Source organism: Streptomyces wuyuanensis (assembly GCF_900103455.1).
Lineage (GTDB): Bacteria > Actinomycetota > Actinomycetes > Streptomycetales > Streptomycetaceae > Streptomyces > Streptomyces wuyuanensis.
In genome coordinates this window covers 45,965-65,082 of sequence record NZ_FNHI01000010.1, presented here as the reverse complement: position 1 = coordinate 65,082, position 19,118 = coordinate 45,965, and the positions used below count along the sequence as shown (strand labels likewise).

General features: G+C 71.1%; 20 protein-coding genes and 3 tRNA genes. 11 read left to right on the top strand and 12 right to left on the bottom strand.

What is annotated here, in order from left to right:
* Window positions 1–39: 39 nt before the first annotated feature.
* The 8 genes from BLT82_RS16235 to BLT82_RS16200 form a co-directional block, all read right to left on the bottom strand.
* Window positions 40–115 (bottom strand) — tRNA-Gly (locus BLT82_RS16235).
* Window positions 116–137: 22 nt separating this feature from the next.
* Window positions 138–755 carry a response regulator transcription factor gene (locus BLT82_RS16230; RefSeq protein WP_167746027.1) on the bottom strand — a complete coding sequence of 206 codons (618 nt, stop codon included), beginning with the start codon at window positions 753–755 and terminating at the stop codon, window positions 138–140.
* Entirely contained in the window at window positions 752–2,182 is a 1,431-nt protein-coding gene (locus tag BLT82_RS16225) for a sensor histidine kinase (RefSeq protein WP_093655361.1), read from the bottom strand. The genes BLT82_RS16230 and BLT82_RS16225 overlap by 4 nt, the downstream gene beginning before the upstream one ends.
* Entirely contained in the window at window positions 2,164–3,033 is an 870-nt protein-coding gene (locus BLT82_RS16220) for an ABC transporter permease (RefSeq protein ID WP_404204303.1), read from the bottom strand. Before BLT82_RS16220 ends, BLT82_RS16225 begins: the two co-directional genes overlap by 19 nt.
* Complete coding sequence (locus BLT82_RS16215) at window positions 3,030–3,962, bottom strand: ABC transporter ATP-binding protein (protein WP_093655359.1); 933 nt, start codon at window positions 3,960–3,962, stop codon at window positions 3,030–3,032. The genes BLT82_RS16220 and BLT82_RS16215 overlap by 4 nt, the downstream gene beginning before the upstream one ends.
* A 147-nt stretch (window positions 3,963–4,109) precedes the next feature.
* Window positions 4,110–4,182, bottom strand: a tRNA-Gly gene (locus BLT82_RS16210).
* A 79-nt stretch (window positions 4,183–4,261) separates the two neighbouring features.
* Window positions 4,262–4,333: transfer RNA gene (locus BLT82_RS16205), tRNA-Gly, on the bottom strand.
* Between the two features lie 136 nt (window positions 4,334–4,469).
* Complete coding sequence (locus BLT82_RS16200) at window positions 4,470–4,799, bottom strand: histone-like nucleoid-structuring protein Lsr2 (RefSeq protein ID WP_093655357.1); 330 nt, start codon at window positions 4,797–4,799, stop codon at window positions 4,470–4,472.
* A gap of 299 nt (window positions 4,800–5,098) precedes the next feature.
* Here BLT82_RS16200 and purS point away from each other — a divergent pair, with 299 nt between their 5' ends.
* From purS to BLT82_RS16175, 5 genes are all read left to right on the top strand, one after another.
* A complete protein-coding gene (purS, locus tag BLT82_RS16195) occupies window positions 5,099–5,344 on the top strand; it encodes a phosphoribosylformylglycinamidine synthase subunit PurS (RefSeq protein ID WP_017946142.1) in 246 nt (81 codons plus the stop codon).
* The gene (gene purQ, locus BLT82_RS16190) at window positions 5,341–6,021 is read left to right on the top strand and encodes a phosphoribosylformylglycinamidine synthase subunit PurQ (RefSeq protein WP_093655355.1); all 681 of its coding nucleotides are present in this window, start codon (window positions 5,341–5,343) and stop codon (window positions 6,019–6,021) included. The genes purS and purQ overlap by 4 nt, the downstream gene beginning before the upstream one ends.
* Before the next feature lie 85 nt (window positions 6,022–6,106).
* A complete protein-coding gene (gene purL, locus BLT82_RS16185; RefSeq protein WP_093655353.1) occupies window positions 6,107–8,356 on the top strand; it encodes a phosphoribosylformylglycinamidine synthase subunit PurL in 2,250 nt (749 codons plus the stop codon).
* 110 nt (window positions 8,357–8,466) lie between these two features.
* Entirely contained in the window at window positions 8,467–8,967 is a 501-nt protein-coding gene (locus tag BLT82_RS16180; protein WP_093655351.1) for an ArsR/SmtB family transcription factor, read from the top strand.
* 13 nt (window positions 8,968–8,980) lie between these two features.
* Window positions 8,981–9,826 carry a M23 family metallopeptidase gene (locus tag BLT82_RS16175; RefSeq protein ID WP_093655349.1) on the top strand — a complete coding sequence of 282 codons (846 nt, stop codon included), beginning with the start codon at window positions 8,981–8,983 and terminating at the stop codon, window positions 9,824–9,826.
* On the opposite strand, the gene BLT82_RS16170 is transcribed toward BLT82_RS16175, so the two are convergent.
* Window positions 9,781–10,185 carry a nuclear transport factor 2 family protein gene (locus tag BLT82_RS16170; protein ID WP_093655347.1) on the bottom strand — a complete coding sequence of 135 codons (405 nt, stop codon included), beginning with the start codon at window positions 10,183–10,185 and terminating at the stop codon, window positions 9,781–9,783. The genes BLT82_RS16175 and BLT82_RS16170 overlap by 46 nt on opposite strands.
* A gap of 121 nt (window positions 10,186–10,306) precedes the next feature.
* Between BLT82_RS16170 and BLT82_RS16165 the strand changes: the two genes are divergently transcribed.
* The 4 genes from BLT82_RS16165 (at window position 10,307) to purM (ending at window position 14,871) form a co-directional block, all read left to right on the top strand.
* A complete protein-coding gene (locus BLT82_RS16165) occupies window positions 10,307–11,101 on the top strand; it encodes a maleylpyruvate isomerase family mycothiol-dependent enzyme (protein ID WP_093655345.1) in 795 nt (264 codons plus the stop codon).
* Window positions 11,102–11,145: 44 nt separating this feature from the next.
* Entirely contained in the window at window positions 11,146–11,988 is an 843-nt protein-coding gene (locus BLT82_RS16160; RefSeq protein WP_093655343.1) for an META domain-containing protein, read from the top strand.
* 264 nt (window positions 11,989–12,252) lie between these two features.
* On the top strand, window positions 12,253–13,770 hold the full coding sequence (gene purF / locus BLT82_RS16155; protein ID WP_093655682.1) for an amidophosphoribosyltransferase: 1,518 nt from the start codon (window positions 12,253–12,255) through the stop codon (window positions 13,768–13,770).
* Window positions 13,771–13,806: 36 nt separating this feature from the next.
* Entirely contained in the window at window positions 13,807–14,871 is a 1,065-nt protein-coding gene (gene purM, locus BLT82_RS16150) for a phosphoribosylformylglycinamidine cyclo-ligase (protein ID WP_093655341.1), read from the top strand.
* Between the two features lie 63 nt (window positions 14,872–14,934).
* Here purM and BLT82_RS16145 read toward each other — a convergent pair whose 3' ends face one another.
* A complete protein-coding gene (locus tag BLT82_RS16145; RefSeq protein ID WP_093655339.1) occupies window positions 14,935–15,186 on the bottom strand; it encodes a DUF3073 domain-containing protein in 252 nt (83 codons plus the stop codon).
* A 280-nt stretch (window positions 15,187–15,466) separates the two neighbouring features.
* Window positions 15,467–16,549 (bottom strand): Leu/Phe/Val dehydrogenase, encoded by a 1,083-nt coding sequence (locus BLT82_RS16140; RefSeq protein ID WP_093655680.1) that lies wholly within the window; start codon window positions 16,547–16,549, stop codon window positions 15,467–15,469.
* A 155-nt stretch (window positions 16,550–16,704) separates the two neighbouring features.
* Here BLT82_RS16140 and BLT82_RS16135 point away from each other — a divergent pair, with 155 nt between their 5' ends.
* Both BLT82_RS16135 and bldC read left to right on the top strand, forming a co-directional pair.
* Window positions 16,705–17,550: a DUF8083 family protein gene (locus BLT82_RS16135; RefSeq protein ID WP_093655337.1), complete on the top strand. Its 846-nt coding sequence runs from the start codon at window positions 16,705–16,707 to the stop codon at window positions 17,548–17,550.
* Window positions 17,551–18,040: 490 nt separating this feature from the next.
* Complete coding sequence (gene bldC, locus BLT82_RS16130; protein ID WP_003949541.1) at window positions 18,041–18,247, top strand: developmental transcriptional regulator BldC; 207 nt, start codon at window positions 18,041–18,043, stop codon at window positions 18,245–18,247.
* A 530-nt stretch (window positions 18,248–18,777) separates the two neighbouring features.
* Here the strand turns inward: bldC and BLT82_RS16125 are convergent.
* Entirely contained in the window at window positions 18,778–19,092 is a 315-nt protein-coding gene (locus BLT82_RS16125) for a DUF6274 family protein (RefSeq protein ID WP_093655335.1), read from the bottom strand.
* Between the last annotated feature and the right edge of the window lie 26 nt (window positions 19,093–19,118).

Below are 19,118 nucleotides of genomic sequence, written 5' to 3'. Positions count from 1 at the left end.
CGAAGAAGCCCCCGGCTTTCTGGCCGGGGGCTTCTCGACTGGAGCGGACGACGAGGCTCGAACTCGCGACCTCAACCTTGGCAAGGTTGCGCTCTACCAACTGAGCTACGTCCGCATGCGCCGTGGCGCGGAGCCCACTATACCCAACCTCGCTCGCGTGCGAGGCGCACCGCGGTGTGCCGGTTCTCCGCGCCCAGCTTCGCCGCCGCCGACGACAGGTAGTTGCGGACCGTGCCGGGCGACAGCGAGGCCCGCTCGGCGATCTCCGCGATCGGTGCCCCGTCCCCGGCCAGCTCCAGCACCTCGGCCTCGCGCGCGGTGAGAGGGGAGTCCCCGGCGGAGATGGCGTCGGCGGCCAACTCGGGGTCGACGTACCGGTTTCCCCCGTGCACGGTACGGATGATCTCGGCGAGCCGCTGGGCGCTGACGGTCTTCGGCACGAAGCCGCGCACCCCGGCGGCGAGAGCGCGCTTGAGGTGGCCGGGGCGGCCGTGGCTGGTCACGATCATCGTCCGGCAGCCGGGGAGCTCCGCCATCAGCGATGTGGCGACCTTCACACCGTCGCCGCCGGGCATCTGGAGGTCCAGGACTGCCACGTCCGGCCGGTGCGAGCGGGCCATCGACAGTGCCTCCGCACCGGATGCGGCCTCGGCGACGACGAGCAGGTCGTCCTCGAGCGCGAGCAGCGCGGCGAGCGCGCCCCGGATCAGATGCTCGTCGTCGGCCAGCAGCACCCGTACGCGATCCTGCGTCACACCCTGTCCCTCCCTGTCCCGTACGTCACACCGCCGCGCCCCGTTCCGCCGGGTTCCGTGCCCGGTGGGCGTTCGTCCGTCCCGCCCGGCGCGCTGACCCTCGCCGGGCCGTCCGTCCCGCCTGCCGAATCACCCGGCTCCTGCCTTGGCACGTCCGGCCTGCCGCTCGCGGGAACCGGCACCCGTGCCGTGAGGCGGAAGCGGGCGCCCGGGACGGGGCCGGCCTCCAGCGTGCCGCCCAGCGCGGTCAGACGCTCCCGGAGCCCGGTGAGACCGGTGCCGCGGGTGCCGGGGGCGGCCGGACTCCGGACGCCGTCGTTCTCCACGGTCAGCACCGCGGCGCCGGACGTCGTCGTGAGGCCGATGGCGCAGTGCTCCGCCTCCCCGTGGCGCAGCACGTTCGTCGTGGCCTCGCGGACGACCCAGGCGAGCGCGGACTGGATCTCCACGGGCAGGCCGTCGGCCGGCGGTCCCGCCTCCGGCGACCCGATCGTGCAGCGGATCCCCGCCGCACCCAACACTCCCCGGGCTCCGTCCAGTTCGGTCCGCAGATCCGCGCCCCGGTAGCCGCGTACGACGTCCCGGACCTCGCGCTGGGACTCCCGTGCGATGCGCTGCACCTCGGTCATCTGTTCCAGCGCGGGGCCTTCGCCGCCGCGCTGCGCGAGCTGTACGGCCAGTTCGCTCTTCAGCGCGATCACCGCGAGATTGCGGCCCAGTACGTCGTGGAGATCACGGCCGAACCGCAGCCGTTCCTCCGCGACCGCGAGCCGCGCCTGCACGTCGCGGGCCTCGCGCAGCTCCCACATCACCGCGAGGACCCACATCGAGATACGGGCGGTGAAGGCGAGCCAGCCGATCGTGAATGCGACGGTCCCGAGGGTGAACAGGGTCTCCGCGGTCCCCCGGCCGGTCAGCGGCACCAGCACGGCCAGCAGGGCCAGCACGCCCGCGTGGAGCAGCACCGTCGTCCGTCGCCGCACGATCAGGCAGTGCCCCGTCACGAACGGGACCAGGGCCGTCGACAGCGCCATGGGCAGCATCCCCTCCATGCCGACCGTCGCCGCCAGCCACAGTGCGGTGCCGGTCGCCAGAGCCGCGACGACCGCGGCCCGGAACACCAGCCTCCGCGGGACCGGGCCCTGCCCCAGGTAGGCGTCCATCGCGCGTCGCGCCAGCAGCGTGGAGACCACACCGTTCGCCAGCGCCAGCAGCGGGGCGCCGACGGCCACGACGGGGTGGGCGCCGAGGCGCACGGGCCGGGTCAGCATCAGCAGCGTGAGCGCGAGCAGCGCCACCCAGATGAGGAGGTACACGGTGCCGCGTGTGTAGAGATCCACCTTGGCGAGCCCGCTGCGGCCGCTCCAGCCCCGTACCCGCACCCGGGCACCCCCGATCTTCCCCGTCCTCAGCGCCGCGGCTCCCATCGGAACCACCGTCGCACAGCAAACACCGAGATCATGGTCCAGGCCAGCGCGTTGAGCGCCGCGCCGGTGAGCTGCGCCGCGTCCGCACCGCCGGCCACCCCGGCCTCCACGAGGCGCATCACACCGGTCATCGGCAGCAGTTCGCACACCGAGGCGACCCGTTCCGGCAGCACGTCGAGCGGGATGAACAGCCCCGAGCCGCCCGCCGAGACCATGAACAGCGGCAGGGTGGTGATCTGAGCGCTCTCCACGGTCCGGGTGATCGCGGAGGTCGCGGCGGCCAGGGCCGTCATCACGACGGTGCCCAGCAGAGTCCCGGCGACGAGGAGTTCGGGCCGCCGGGGGCCGTCGGCGCCCAGGACCACGACCCCGGCCACGACCACCAGCGCGCTCTGCGCGATCGCGAGCGCGGCGGCCGGCAGCGCCGTGCCGGCGATGATCTCCATGTCGGACACCTCGCCCGTACGCAGCCGCTTGAGCACCAGTTCCTCGCGCCGCGCCACGAAGGCCGAGGTGAGGTTGAGGTAGACGACGAGGATCAGCACCATGCCGACGCCTCCGGTCACGAGGGCCTGCTGGATGCTCAGACCGGCTCCCGCGAGGTCCATCCCGCCGAGCGTCCCGCGCAGTGCGCCGACCATCGCCACGGGCATGAGCAGGGCGACGAACAGCGCGGTCCGGTTCCGTACCAGCAGGGTCAACTCGGCCCGGCCCAGCGCGGCCAGCCGCCCTGCGGGCGTGGTCCCGGCCCCCGCCCGGGACCCGGCCGGAGCCGCCGCCACGGGGTTCTCCGTGTTCGTGACCGCCGGACCGGGGTTCGGGGTGTTGGTGTTCGCCGTGTTCGTGTTCACAGGACACCTGCCAGTTCCGTGTCCGTGCCCGGGCGGGCGATCTCCAGGAACGCTTCCTCGAGCGAGGCAGAGCGGGCGTCGAGGTGCTCGAGCCGTACGCCGGACTCGTCGGCCCAGCGCAGCAGCTCGCCGAGCGAGCGCTGGAGTTCATGAGTGCGGATCTCGACGCGCTGCCCGTCCGCGGCGGCCCGCAGCGTGAGCGGCAGCCGGGAGGCGGGCACCTCCGGCGGCAGGACGAAGCGGATGCGGGACGGCCGCGAGGCGGTCACCTCGTCGGGGGTGCCGGTGGCGACGATCCGTCCGGCGTGCATGATCGCCAGCCGGTCTGCGAGGCTCTCCGCTTCCTCCAGGTAGTGCGTGGTCAGCAGCACGGTCGTGCCGGCGGCCCGCAGTTCCCGGACCAATTCCCAGGTGTCGCGGCGTCCTTCGGCGTCGAGCCCGGTCGTCGGCTCGTCGAGGAAGAGGATCTCGGGCCGGCCGAGCAGGGCCAGCGCGAGGTCGAGCCTGCGCCGTTCGCCGCCGGACAGCTGCTTGACCCGTACGCCGGCCCGCCCGCCGAGACCGACGAGTTCCAGCGCCTCCGCCGCGGGGCGGGCGCCACTGGTGCATCCGGCCCACATCCGGACCGTCTCGACGGCCGTCAGGTCGGAGGGGAAGCCGCCCTCCTGGAGCATGACCCCGAGCCGGGGCCGTACGGCGGCCCGTTCGCGGTACGGGTCGTGGCCGAGGACCCGCACGGTGCCGGCGCTCGGTGCGGCCAGGCCTTCCAGGAGTTCCACGGTGGAGGTCTTGCCGGCGCCGTTCGTCCCGAGCAGCGCGAACAGTTCGCCGCGCCCCACGGAGAAGGTGATTCCGCTCACAGCCTCGAACCCGCCGCGGTAACTGCGGCGCAGTCCGGCTGCCTCGATCACGTGCCCATCGGTGTTCATGGCTCCAGCGTTCCGCCGGGCCGGGGCCGTCGGCAGTGCGCACTGTCATCAGCGCGCATGACAAATGTCAGTCCCGGCAGGCGGCGTGGGGAAGAGGAGGGTGAACACGACGAAGGCCCCGGTCGAATGACCGGGGCCTTCATTCCGAGCGGACGACGAGATTCGAACTCGCGACCCTCACCTTGGCAAGGTGATGCTCTACCAACTGAGCCACGTCCGCATTGCTCCCGCTCAGCTCTCACTGGGCGGTGCGTTCACCACTCTACCTGATCCACCGAGGTGGTCGGTACGTGGTGCGGAGCGGGTGACAGGAATTGCACACTGCGCCTTCCCTCTGGAAGAGGGCTGTTCTACTACTGAACTACACCCGCACGCTCCGTGAGGTCCGGCCTTCCGGCCTCGCCCCTCGGCGTGATCCAGACTGTAGCCCACCAGCGGGGGTGCAGCGCAACTCGATTCCCGCCGGCACCGGTCCGCTGGCTCTTCTCCCGCCGTGCGGGCGGGTGTTCAGCTCGCCTCGCGGAAGGCCTCGTACACGCGCTTGGGGATCCGGCCGCGGGCCGGCACGTCCATCTTGTTGGACTGGGCCCAGGCGCGGACGGCGGCCGGGTCGGGGGCGAGGTCGGTGCGCCGGTACTCCTTGTGCGCCCGGCCGGCGTGCTTCGCCGCCTTGCGTCCGGCCGCCATGTAGGGCGCGAGGGCGGTGCGCAGTTTCTTTGCATTGGCGCGATTGAGGTCGATCTCGTACGACTTCCCGTCCAGCCCGAACGAAACCGTTTCCGCCGCCGCTCCGCCGTCGATGTCGTCGAAGAGCGTCACCACTACGCGCTGCGCCACGGATATCGGTCCTTTCCTGCGGTCCGCCGTGCGGGTCAGTACAGGTCAGTGCTGACGCGGGGCGAATCCGGTATTCCGGCTGTTGCGGGGTCAATGCTGCTTTCCGCTGTATTCCTTTGTACAGCGGGCGGCGTCGCATTGGGAAGCCCAGCCAATTGCATCCGCGTGTCCTCCGCAATGGGTCGGCGCGGTTTTTCCCTGGATTTTCCCTTCGCGTTCTCCGTATATCTATGCGCGTAGATTTTTCGGGCGGGTACGCTGAGGGAACCGCCTTCAGCACCACACCACCGGGAGTGCCAGTGGCACGCGTCGTAGTCGACGTCATGCTCAAGCCGGAGATCCTCGACCCGCAGGGCCAGGCGGTGCAGCGCGCACTGCCCCGCCTGGGCTTCGAGGGGATCGCGGACGTACGTCAGGGAAAGCGCTTCGAACTCGAGGTCGACGGGCCGGTCGACGAGGCCGCCCTCGCCCGTATCCATGAGATGGCGGAAACGTTCCTCGCGAACACCGTCATCGAGGACTTCGTCGTAAAGGTGGAGTCGTGACGGCTCGTATCGGTGTCGTCACATTTCCTGGGACGCTCGACGACCAGGACGCACTGCGCGCCGTCCGCCTCGCGGGCGCCGAGCCCGTTTCGCTGTGGCACCGCGACAAGGACCTCAAGCAGGTCGACGCGGTCGTCCTCGCGGGCGGCTTCTCCTACGGCGACTATCTCCGGGCGGGCGCCATCTCCCGCTTCTCGCCGGTGATGGAAACGATCATCGACCAGGCGAAGTCGGGGATGCCGGTCCTCGGTATCTGCAACGGCTTCCAGATCCTCACCGAGGCCCATCTGCTGCCGGGCGCGATGCTCCGCAACAACCATCTGCACTTCATCTGCCGCGACCAGAAGCTGCGGGTGGAGAACGCGGAAACCGCCTGGACCGCCGACTACGCGCAGGGCCAGGAGATCTCCGTTCCGCTGAAGAACATGGACGGCCGCTACGTCGCGGACGAGCGGGTCCTCGACGAGCTCGAGGCCGAGGGCCGGGTCGCCTTCCGCTACCTGGACCTCAACCCGAACGGCTCGCTGCGCGACATCGCCGGCATCACCAATGCCGCGGGCAACGTCGTCGGCCTGATGCCCCACCCCGAGCACGCCGTGGAGCCGCTCATCGGCACCGGCGGCACGGACGGCCTCGGGTTCTTCACCTCGATCATCAAGAGGCTGGTCGCCGCATGACCCTGGACACCGGAGCAGCCGAGGGAGCGACTGAGCGCCTCGCCCGCGTCTGCAGCACCATCCGCATGCGAAGGAGCGACCGAGCGTGACCCTCGACACCGTCAAGCACGCCACCGAGACTCCCGAGACCGAGCAGCCCTGGAAGGAGCTCGGCCTCAAGGAGGACGAGTACGCGCGCATCCGCGAGATCCTCGGCCGCCGCCCGACCGGCGCCGAGCTCGCCATGTACTCGGTCATGTGGTCCGAGCACTGCTCGTACAAGAGCAGCAAGGTCCATCTGAAGCAGTTCGGCGAGAAGGCCCCCGAGAACGACGCACTGCTCGTCGGCATCGGCGAGAACGCGGGCGTCGTGGACGTCGGCCAGGGGTATGCGGTCACCTTCAAGGTCGAGTCGCACAACCACCCCAGCTACATCGAGCCGTACCAGGGCGCGGCCACCGGCGTCGGCGGCATCGTCCGCGACATCCTCGCCATGGGTGCCCGGCCGGTCGCGGTCATGGACCCGCTGCGCTTCGGGGCCGCCGACCACCCCGACACCAAGCGCGTGCTGCCCGGTGTCGTGGCGGGCATCGGCGGCTACGGCAACTGCCTGGGCCTGCCCAACATCGGCGGCGAGGTGGTCTTCGACTCCTGCTACCAGGGCAACCCGCTGGTCAACGCGCTGTGCGTGGGCGTCATGAAGCACGAGGACATCCACCTCGCCAAGGCGTCCGGCGCGGGCAACAAGGTCATCCTGTACGGGGCCCGCACCGGTGGCGACGGCATCGGCGGCGTCTCCGTCCTCGCGTCCGAGACCTTCGACGACACGAAGCCCACGAAGCGCCCGGCCGTCCAGGTCGGCGACCCGTTCCAGGAGAAGCTCCTCATCGAGTGCACCCTGGAGGTCTTCAAGGAGAAGCTGGTCGCCGGCATCCAGGACCTCGGCGGCGCCGGTCTCTCCTGCGCCACTTCCGAGCTGGCCTCCGCGGGCTCCGGTGGCATGCGCGTCGAGCTCGACACCGTGCCGCTGCGCGACGCGACCCTCTCGCCCGAGGAGATCCTCATGAGCGAGTCGCAGGAGCGCATGTGCGCGATCGTCGAGCCGCAGCACGTCGACCGCTTCATGGAGATCTGCGAGAAGTGGGACGTCATCGCCACCGTGATCGGTGAGGTGACGGAGGGCGAGCGGCTGGAGATCTTCTGGCACGGCGAGCAGATCGTGGACGTGCCGCCGGGCACGGTCGCGCACGAGGGCCCGACGTACCACCGTCCGTACGCCCGTCCCGAGTGGCAGGACGCGCTGCAGGCCGACGACGCGGGCAGGCTGGCCCGCCCGGCGACGTCCGAGGAGCTGCGCGAGCAGGTCCTGAAGCTGGTCGCGTCCCCGAACCAGGCCGCCAAGTCCTGGATCACGGACCAGTACGACCGCTTCGTGCAGGGCAACACCGTGCTGGCCCAGCCCGAGGACGCCGGCATGGTCCGCATCGACCCGGACACCAACCTCGGTGTGGCGGTCGCGACGGACGGCAACGGCCGGTACGCGAAGCTCGACCCGTACACGGGCGCTCAGCTCGCGCTGGCCGAGGCGTACCGCAACGTCGCCGCGTCGGGCGCCAAGCCGCTCGCCATCTCCGACTGCCTGAACTTCGGCTCGCCCGAGGACCCGGCCGTCATGTGGCAGTTCGCCGAGGCCACCCGCGGTCTGGCGGACGGCTGCCTCCAGCTCGGCACGCCGGTGACCGGCGGCAACGTCTCGCTCTACAACCAGACGGGCGAGACGGCGATCCACCCGACGCCGGTCGTGGCCGTGCTCGGCGTGATCGACGACGTGACGCGCCGTACGCCGGTCGCCTTCGCCGAGGAGGGCCAGCTGCTCTACCTGCTGGGCGACACGCACGAGGAGTTCGGCGGGTCGGCCTGGTCGCAGGTGGTCCACGACCACCTCGGCGGTCTGCCGCCGAAGGTCGACCTGGACCGGGAGAAGCTGCTCGCCGAGATCCTGATCTCGGGCTCCCGTGACGGCATGATCGACGCTGCGCACGACCTGAGCGACGGCGGTCTGATCCAGGCGGTCACCGAGTCCTGCCTGCGCGGCGGGAAGGGCGCCCGGCTGGTCGTGCCGGACGGCCTCGACGCCTTCACGTTCCTCTTCTCCGAGTCCGCGGGCCGCGCCGTCGTCGCGGTGCCGCGCAGCGAGGAGCTCCGCTTCACCGACATGTGCGGTGCGCGGGGTCTGCCGGCCACCCGGATCGGGGTGGTCGACGGGGACGCGGTGGAGGTGCAGGGCGAGTTCACCGTCCCGCTGAGCGAGCTGCGCACCGCGCACGAGGAGACCGTGCCGGCGCTGTTCGCCTGAGTCGCGTACGACAGCGGCCCCCGTCCGGACATGGTCCGGGCGGGGGCTTCGCCGTGTCCGGGAGAGGGACTCGATTGCCAATGATTACGTAACTACGTATTTTATGAGGCATGGATCTGGAAGAGCGTGTCGCCGAGCTGGAACGGCGGATGGCGGCGCTGGAGCGGTCGGAGCCCCGTGCGCCGGTGGCCGCCGAGGCCGACTTCTGGGCCCTCGAAGGGCTCAGGGACCAGCTCGCGCGGGCGGACGCGGAGACCGGCGGGGTGCTGTTCACCGGCGCCGTACGGCTGCCGACGGGGGAGCGGTACGAGTGGCAGATCGGCGCGCTCACCGAGGAACTGCTGGACGGCGACTGGTCGGACCTGGCCGACTCCTTCGCGGCCCTGGGCAATCCGGTGCGGCTGCGCCTGCTGCGCGAGATCGTCGGCGGCCGCCGCACCGCGGCCGAGCTCGCCGAGCTCGAAGGACTCGGCACGACCGGACAGATCTACCACCATCTGCGCCAGCTGACCGCCGCGGGCTGGCTGCACACCGCCGGCCGCGGCCGGTACGAGGTGCCGGGCGTCCGTGTCGTCCCGCTGCTGGTGGCACTCGCCGCGGCACGTCCCTAGGGGAGGAACGGTCATGTCCGTACGGAAGACGGCGACGGTCGGCGTCCGCGTGCTGTGGGCGGTCTTCTTCGCCCTGGTCGTCCTGACCCACGCCCTGGACCTGAGGTACCCCGACTGGCTGCGTTTCCTGCCGGCGGCCGCCGCGATCGCGCTGACCGTCGCCCTGGGCCGCGCCGCCCGGCGCCGCATCGACGCCCGGGACGCCGCGCCCGTCGAAACGGCCCCCCCGGTCGCCGGGCGCTGGACCGCCCTGAACAGCCCGGCCGACAAGGTGCCCAGCCACGGCACCCACGAGGCCGCCCAGAGCTTCGCGATCGACATCGTCGCCGAGTCCGAGGAGCACCCGCGCCCGCGCTTCGCCTCGCTGTGGCCGCTCACCCGCCGGAACCGGGAGTTCCCCGCCTTCGGCGCCCCGCTGTACGCGGTCGCCGACGCCACCGTCGTCCGGGCCACCGACCGTCAGCGCGACCACCTGAGCCGGAACTCGCTGCCCGCGCTGCTCTGGCTCCTCGCGGAGGGCGTGGTCAGGATGCTCGGGGGCACGGGCCGGATCCTCGGCAACCACCTCGTGCTCGACCTCGGGGACGGCACCTGGGCGGTCTACGCCCATCTCCGGCGGGGCTCGCTCGCGGTGCGCGAGGGCGAGCGGGTGACCGCGGGGCAGCTCCTCGCCCGCTGCGGGAACTCGGGCAACTCCACCGAGCCGCATCTGCACTTCCAGCTGATGGACGGGCCCGACCCCGAGGACGCGCACGGCATCCCGTTCACCTGGCGCGGGGTCGGCGTACCGCGCAACAAGGAGACGTTCACGGCTCAGCCGGCGACGCCCCAGAAGGCGTCCGCCTCGTCGATGTCCTGAACGCACTCGTCGATGTCGGAGATCTTGCCGCCGACAATCGTGAACCAGAGGCCGCCCGGCATCTCGATCCCGCGGTCGCCGCGGTCGGCGTGGTACGTGTGGACGGCCATCACATGCCCGCGGCCGTCGGGGTAGGCGCCCCTGAGTTCGACCCGCAGGGTGCCGCCGGTGAGCTCACCGAGCTCCCGGTACAAGTCGAGGATGTTGTCCTGGCCCTTGTAGTGCCCCGAGATCCGGCTGCCGCCGGGCACGTGGTGCACGCAGTCCGCCGTCAGCAGGGACCGGAGGGTCTCCATGTCGCCCCTGCCGAACGCCTCGTAGCCCCGGCGGACCAGGGCGCTGTGCGGGTGCTCGGACATGTCCGCCACACTTCCTTCCTCGCAGGTACGGCCCCCTTCATGGTCCGCCGGGCACCCGACGGCCGCCAGGCAGCGGCCGAGGCCCGGGGCGTCGTCCGAGGGGCGGGTTAGTCTCGGCCGCATGCCACCGGCCAGGAAGCGCACCCGCAGCTACGACCCCGCCAGGATCCGCACCGCCGTCCTCGCGCAGTTCGGGCATCTCCGGGAGGCCGTCGAGGGCCTGACCCCCGAGCAGCTGGCACTTCCGACCCGGTTCGGGGACAGGACCGTCCGGGAGCTGGCGGCGCACATCGCGCTGACGCACGGGGCCGTCGCCCTCGCCCTCGGCCACCCGGAGCCGCCCAAGGCGGACATCGCGCTCCTGGACTGGCCCTTCTCGGCGGCCGAGCGGGCGGGCGCCGCCGGCGAGGGCACGCCCGCGGCGGCCGAGGCCTCCCAGGACCTCCCTGCCCTGTACGTGCGGACGGCCGGGGAGGTCGAAGCCGCGCTGGCGAGCGCCTCCGGCGAGCGGCTCGTCCGGACCGGTTCCGGTGCCATGCGGCTCGCCGACCACCTCGTCACCCGCGCCGTCGAACTGGTCGTGCACACCGACGACCTGGCCGAGGCGACCGGCCTCGACATCCCGTACGAACGCCAGGCGCTCGCCGCCTGCGTCCGGCTGCTCGCGGACGCGCTCGCCGTGAAGGCCCCCGGCGGCTCGGTGGAGCTGAGGATCCCGCCGTACGCCGTGGTGCAGTGCGTCGAGGGGCCGCGGCACACCCGCGGCACGCCCCCGAACGTCGTGGAGACCGACGCGCTGACCTGGGTCCGGCTGGCCACGGGCCGCGAGGACTGGGCGGCGGCGCGGGACGCGGCGAGGGTGAGCGCGAGCGGCGACCGTTCCGACCTCTCGGCGCTGCTGCCCGTGATGTCCTGACGACTCCCGGGGAACCGCAGCCCCGCCCGTCCCGTCAGAACGACATGCGTACTCAACTGATCGTTCCCGCGGCGGCCGCGCTGACGGCCGCGATCACGCTGACGGCCTGCGGTTCCGAGAAGGGCCCCGGCCAGGGTGCGGGGGACGACGCGGGCGGCTCCGTGCGGCCCGCGGCCCCCGTCACCGGCGTGCACTGGACCGTCCAGAACGTGACCGTCGACGGCAAGAGGACCGCAGCCCCGGCCGGCGCCCACGTCGAGTTCAAGACCGGTGAAGCGGGCAAGGACGGCGCGAAGGGCCGCGCCGAAGGCAACTACGGGTGCAACCACTTCGGCGCGGATGTGACGATCAAGGGCGACACCATCACCGTCGGGCCCGGCCAGATGACGGAGATGGGCTGCCCGCAGGGCGTCGCGGGCTTCGAGGAAGCGCTGCGCGCTGCCTTCTCCGGCGCGCTGAAGGCGAAGGTGTCGGAGAAGAACCTGACCCTGGCCACCGCCGACGGCGACTCCATCGCGCTGACCGCGCAGCCCGCCGCCCCGCTCGCGGGCACCAAGTGGACCGTCACCTCCCTGATCAAGGGGGAGACGGCCGCCTCGCTGCCGGCCGGCACCGAGGGCAAGGCCCACTTCGTCATCGGCAAGGACGGCTCCCTGAGCGGAAACCTGGGCTGCAACGACTTCCGGGCCGAGGCGAAGACGTCCGGCTCGACGCTGACCGTCGGCCGGCTGTCCAGCACGCGCAAGATGTGCGCCGGTACCGCCGGGATGGTGGAGAAGGCCGTCACCGACGCACTCACCGGCAAGGTGACGTACGAGCTGAACCACCGCAGCCTGACCCTCCACTCCGCGGACACCGGCAAGGGCGTGGCGGCGACGGCCGGCTGAGAGGGCCGGGACGAGCGGGCCGGCGGGACGCCGCCGCACGACGGCGGCCGCGCCGGCCCGGCCCGCTCCGAGGGTGCGAGTCGGCCCCGTTCCGAGAGTGCGGAGAGTGATGTGCGGCACGCCCTTCCGCCCCATCTACTCGCCCGTAGGACCCCCCAAAGGCTTCATTACGCGGCTTTTGTGTGAACCTCCGAGCCCGTGCAGGCGGTCCCGGGCCGCATCCCCAATTCGGACCAGTGGTCGATCTCGCCTACACTCGGTGCCGTGCCACGTGGTGACGGACGACTCAACCACGACCTGCTCCCCGGCGAGAAGGGCCCCCAGGACGCTTGCGGCGTCTTCGGTGTCTGGGCTCCGGGCGAAGAGGTCGCCAAGCTCACGTACTTCGGGCTCTACGCCCTCCAACACCGGGGCCAGGAATCCGCGGGCATCGCGGTCAGCAACGGCTCCCAGATCCTCGTCTTCAAGGACATGGGCCTCGTGTCCCAGGTCTTCGACGAGACCTCCCTCGGCTCCCTCCAGGGTCATATCGCGGTCGGTCACGCCCGCTACTCGACCACGGGTGCCTCCGTGTGGGAGAACGCGCAGCCGACCTTCCGGGCGACCGCCCACGGTTCCATCGCGCTCGGCCACAACGGCAACCTGGTCAACACGGCCCAGCTCGCCGAGATGGTCGCCGACCTGCCCCGCCAGGACGGCCGCGCCACCCAGGTCGCCGCCACCAACGACACCGACCTCGTCACCGCGCTGCTCGCCGGGCAGACCGACGACGACGGCAAGCCGCTCACCGTCGAGGAAGCGGCCGCCAAGGTCCTCCCCGACGTCCGGGGCGCCTTCTCCCTCGTCTTCATGGACGAGGACACGCTCTACGCCGCCCGCGACCCGCAGGGCATCCGCCCGCTGGTCCTCGGCCGGCTCGAGCGCGGCTGGGTGGTCGCCTCCGAGTCCGCCGCACTGGACATCTGCGGTGCGAGCTTCGTCCGCGAGATCGAGCCGGGCGAGCTCATCGCGATCGACGAGAACGGCATCCGCACCTCCCGCTTCGCAGAAGCGAAGCCCAAGGGCTGTGTCTTCGAGTACGTCTACCTCGCCCGCCCCGACACCGACATCGCCGGCCGAAACGTGTACCTCTCCCGCGTGGAGATGGGCCGCCGCCTGGCGAAGGAGGCGCCCGTCGAGGCCGATCTCGTCATAGCGACGCCGGAGTCCGGCACCCCCGCGGCCATCGGCTACGCGGAGGCCTCGGGCATCCCCTACGGCTCGGGCCTGGTCAAGAACGCCTATGTGGGCCGGACCTTCATCCAGCCCTCCCAGACGATCCGCCAGCTGGGCATCCGCCTCAAGCTGAACCCCCTCAAGGAAGTCATCAAGGGCAAGCGCCTGGTGGTGGTCGACGACTCGATCGTCCGCGGCAACACCCAGCGCGCCCTGGTCAGGATGCTCCGAGAGGCCGGCGCCGCCGAGGTCCACATCCGGATCTCGTCCCCGCCCGTGAAGTGGCCGTGCTTCTTCGGCATCGACTTCGCGACCCGCGCCGAGCTGATCGCCAACGGCATGACGATCGACGAGATCGGCACCTCGCTGGGCGCCGACTCGCTCTCGTACATCTCCATCGACGGCATGATCGAGGCCACGACCATCGACAAGCCGAACCTGTGCCGCGCCTGCTTCGACGGCGAGTACCCGATGGAACTGCCCGACCCCGAGCTGCTCGGCAAGCAGCTGCTGGAGACCGAGCTTGCGGGCGGCGCGGACGCCGCCGACGCGCTCCGTCGTCCGTGATCAGTTCCCGTCATTCCAACCGAAAGATCCCAGGCAATGTCTGAGACAGGTGCTTCCTACGCTGCCGCGGGCGTCGACATCGAGGCGGGCGACCGCGCCGTCGAGCTGATGAAGGAGTGGGTGAAGAAGACCCGCCGCCCCGAGGTCCTCGGCGGCATCGGCGGCTTCGCCGGGCTCTTCGACGCCTCCGCCCTCAAGCGCTACGAGCGCCCCCTCCTCGCCTCCGCCACCGACGGCGTCGGCACCAAGGTCGACCTCGCGCGCCAGATGGGCGTGTACGACACGATCGGCCACGACCTCGTCGCCATGGTCATGGACGACATCGTCGTGTGCGGCGCCGAGCCGCTCTTCATGACCGACTACATCTGCGTCGGCAAGGTCCACCCGGAGCGCGTCGCCGCGATCGTCAAGGGCATCGCCGAGGGCTGCGTCCTCGCCGGCTGCGCCCTGGTCGGCGGCGAGACGGCCGAACACCCCGGTCTGCTCGGCCCGGACGACTTCGACGTAGCAGGCGCCGGTACGGGCGTCGTGGAGGCCGACCGGCTGCTGGGCGCCGATCGCATCCGTACGGGGGACGCGGTGATCGCGATGGCGTCCTCCGGCCTTCACTCGAACGGGTACTCGCTCGTGCGGCACGTGGTCTTCGACCGCGCCGGCTGGACGCTCGACCGCGAGGTCCCGGAGTTCGGCCGCACCCTCGGCGAGGAACTGCTCGAGCCCACCAAGATCTACTCGCTGGACTGCCTGGCACTGACCAGGACCACCGAGGTGCACGCCTTCAGCCACATCACCGGCGGCGGTCTGGCGGCCAACCTGGCCCGTGTGGTCCCGGACGGGCTGCACGCGCTCGTCGACCGGTCCACGTGGACTCCGGGCGCGGTCTTCGACCTCGTCGGCAGCGCCGGCCGGGTCGAGCGCGCGGAGCTGGAGAAGACCCTCAACATGGGCGTCGGCATGATGGCCGTCGTTCCCCGGGAGGCGGTCGACGTCGCCCTGACGACGCTCGCCGACCGCGGTGTGGACGCCTGGGTCGCCGGTGAGATCACCGAGCGCGGCGAGCACACCACCGGTGCCGAAATGGTCGGCGACTACGCGAGCTGAACAGCACAGAACCCGGTCCGGGGCTGGGCCTCGGACCGGGTCTGAAGAATGCAGGTGCAGGCGTCAAGCGCCGCGACGCTGCGACGACGGACCGGACTCGTCGTCCTCGTCCTCGTCGTCGTTGTACATATCCGCGTAGCGGGCGTACGGGTCGTCGTCCTCGTCCTCGTCGTCGAACGGCTCCGCGTTCGGCGGCTGACTCGAAGTCGATGCGCCCAGCTCGCTGGCCAGACGTGAGAGATCCGTCCCACCGCTGTTGTACTTCAGCTGGCGGGCGACCTTCGTCTGCTTGGCCTTGGCCCGGCCGCGCCCCATGGCTCGACCCCCTCGGTGACGGGGCTCGACGGCCCCAGAGTCTTGACACGCGTTCATGGTTCGGAGCGGGCTCTCCGTGGAGAGACCGGTCCGTAGGGCTTCAACGGTACCTGCTTCCGCGGCCATGCGGTACGCCGCCCGCATCACGTGCCACCTCGCAGGACCTGCGAGGCGCCCCGTCCTCGCTGGTCAACCGCGATTTTAACCTCTTCTTGGCGGGCGGCTCGCCGACCGGCGTGAGTCTTGTCTCCCCCGGCCGGCGAGGAACACCCGCGGGGTGCTATCGGCGACGGGCCTCCGCCATCCGCTGCTCCGCGATCCGGTCCGCGGCCGCGGCCGGCGGAATACCGTCATCCTTCGCACGTGCGAATATTGCCAGCGTGGTGTCGAAGATCTTCGACGCCTTCGCCTTGCACCGGTCGAAGTCGAAGCCGTGCAGCTCGTCGGCGACCTGGATCACCCCGCCCGCGTTCACGACGTAGTCGGGTGCGTAGAGGATGCGGCGGTCGGCGAGGTCCTTCTCGACGCCGGGGTGCGCGAGCTGGTTGTTGGCCGCGCCGCACACGATCCGCGCGGTGAGCACGGGCACGGTCTCGTCGTTCAGTGCGCCGCCGAGGGCGCAGGGGGCGTAGATGTCCAGGCCTTCCGTGCGGATCAGGTCGTCCGTGTCCCGGGCCACCCGCACCTGCGGGTACTTGTCCGTGATCCGGCGCACCGACTCCTCGCGCACGTCGGTGACGACGACCTCCGCCCCGTCCTCGAGCAGGTGCTCGACCAGGTAGTGGCCGACCTTGCCGACGCCCGCGACGCCCACCTTGCGGCCGCGCAGCGTGGGGTCGCCCCACTCGTGCTGCGCGGAGGCGCGCATGCCCTGGAAGACGCCGTAGGCGGTCAGGACGGAGGAGTCGCCGGCGCCGCCGTTCTCGGGGGAGCGGCCGGTCGTCCAGCGGCACTCGCGGGCGACGACGTCCATGTCGGCCACGTACGTGCCGACGTCGCAGGCCGTGACGTAGCGGCCGCCGAGGGACGCCACGAACCGGCCGTAGGCCAGCAGCAGCTCCTCGGACTTGATCCGCTCCGGATCCCCGATGATCACGGCCTTGCCGCCGCCGTGGTCGAGGCCGGCCATGGCGTTCTTGTACGACATACCCCGGGAGAGGTTCAGCGCGTCGGCGACGGCGGCTTCCTCGGAGGCGTACGGGTAGAAGCGGGTGCCGCCGAGGGCGGGGCCCAGAGCGGTCGAGTGGATGGCGATGACGGCCTTCAAACCACTGGCGCGGTCCTGGCAGAGCACGACTTGCTCATGTCCGCCCTGGTCCGAGTGGAACAGGGTGTGCAGGACGCCGTCGGTCACATCGGTCACGGTGGTGACTCCCAAGTACGAAGCGGCGATTGAGGGCCCTCCTGCGGGTGGGGAGGGACCTGATGGGCAAGAGAGTAAGTCCTACGGAGGGGTAGATCGCTCCCAGTGCTCAGGATCACCCTCTCCCGGAGTACGTGCGTGGAAGGATCTGTGACATGACGGCCGCCACTTCTGTGCTCGTCCCGTACGCGTCCTACCTGCGGGTGTACGAGCCGCTGGCGGCGTTCCCGGAGCCGGAGCGGAGTCACTGGTCCCGTTATGCCCGGTCCGGGCGGACCCCCACCGCCCAGGACGAACTCCGGCGGTCCCTGGCCGACCTGCTGCCCACCCCTCCCGTGCCGGTGCCGGTGCACGAGAGCCCCGACGCCTTCGTCACCGAGGACGACGGCGTCGTCCTCGTCTGCCCGTGGCGGACCCGGCTGCGCGGCTGGCTGGCCCTGGAGGAGCTGACCGGGCTCTTCCCGCCCCCCGTGCTCGACGCCGTGCTGCCACCGGTGGTGCGCGGCCAGGCCGCCGCCGACTACGAGGCGTGGCGCGAGCGCAACCCGGACGCCCGCCCCTGGATCAGGAGCGCCGTCTGGCAGGTTCCGGTGCGCTGGTTCGTGCTGTTCGCGGACGACGAGCGCGAGTACGAGCCGGGCGAGGTCCCCGGGGTGCCGCCGGTGATGCGGTACCGCACGCCGATGGTCCAGGCCCGGCGCAGGCTGGCGCGGGCCCTGAAGACCCTGCGGGACACGATCGAGGAGGGTCCGCTCACGGAGGGGCTGGTGGACGTGGGCCGGTGGCTGGAAGAGTTCCACCCGCGCTCCCTGGTCGAGCTCGACTACGGCGGGCTCGTCCACGCCCTGCCGCCGGACCGGCTGGCCGAGGACCGGTCGGCCGCCGATGTGGCGGCCGGGATCGCGGCGCTGCGGGACGGCGACGGCGAGGGCGCGGGTGCGGCCTACGGCCGGCTGGCGGACCGCTGGCGGGCAGTCCGGGATCGTCAGTTCGCGAACTGACGCTCGGACGTCGCGTACCCTTCCGGGAACCGAACCGGGCATGTTGGGGACGTAGGTCCTGATCCGGGCCTTTGGTTCAAGCGTGACGGACAGCACTAAGTCGTCCCTTGCAACCCTCGCCCACCCTCGTGCCAAAATAGGACAAGGAGTCCGGGGAGGGTTCCTTCCGCCTACCTAAGGGCGGAAATCTCAGCATTGCACTCTATGGGGGGTCTGATGACTCCTGATCGCTCTGTGACTGATCGTCACTGTGACGTGACTGTCCGTTATGGCATGAACCATCGGCTTCCGCCGCTGATGAACACCTGAGAGGGCAATTCCATCGGTTTGGCCGACGTGGCTGGACAGATGGTGTAGTTGTAGTGCCGAGGACAAGCCGTTCGTCCTATAACCGACTCGGCCCGCGTCCGCCATTTCGGGCAACGCGGGTCAAGGTGCAGAATTTAGAGGAAAGAACCGAGAAGGTTCGGTTCTCCCGAGGAGGCCGCTCATGACCGCTCGCACCCCTGATGCCGAGCCGCTGCTGACCCCGGCTGAGGTTGCCACGATGTTCCGCGTGGACCCGAAGACGGTCACGCGCTGGGCCAAGGCAGGCAAGCTCACGTCCATCCGTACCCTTGGTGGACACCGCCGGTACCGCGAGGCAGAGGTCCGCGCACTGCTGGCGGGTATTCCGCAGCAGCGCAGCGAGGCCTGACGCCCCGATCAAGGGCACATCCGGACCCCCAACCCGGTAGCCCTGCACAGAGCTCGACACGGCGGGCGCCTGCCCCAACAGGTTTCGTCGTCGATCGCGCTGGACTCCGCCGGGTCCAGCGCGATCTTTTTTGTGCCCGTGCGGGCTCCGTCCGGGGCCACGAGCACTGCGGGGGAGGGGTCGTGGATCCGGGCTCGGTTCGCCTCCGGGGGGCCTCGGGGTGCGTCGACGGTCGATCGTGCTCGGACCCTCGCGCCCCGGGAACTCCGCGCGTGCTCCCTTTCGACGCCCACGCGCCCCATCGGGCGACGTCCCGTAGGGGGCCCCGGGAACCCCTGTGGAGTCGGGCGGGGCTGCTCAGACGGGGGTGCAATTGCACGTATTTGATTTTTCGTTTGTAGGGAGGGCGTAAAGTCACCGTCTCCCCAAACTCGTTCGGTGACTCCCGTCACATGCCGCGGGTCTTGCCCGGCGCGGCTTCCCCCTCTACGAGCCTGCCACTTGCCGGCGGCGGAGGAAGGCGCCATTGGTCATGGACGAGCGGGACCTTCGTCCCCGGGGCCGGTGCGGCGATCGGCGTCCGCCGCCTCAGCCGGCTCCGCCGCGAGCTCCCGGCTCTCCGGGGTCCCCACGGCCGGGCCGGGGGCGGGCGCCTGACGGCCCCCCAGGGGCGAGGGAGGCGCCGGAACGGATTCCTCCGGCACGGCCTCCGACGGGTCCATGGCGAGGCGCAGCAGCCGATGGCAGACCGGACACTGCCGGGTGAGGTGCCGATAGCCGGAGACGGCCGCCAGATGGGCGCGCAGCAGCGCCCTGGTCTCGTGCCTCGCTGTGGATGCCGCCATCGCGCCACCTCCGCGGTCCGGGGGCC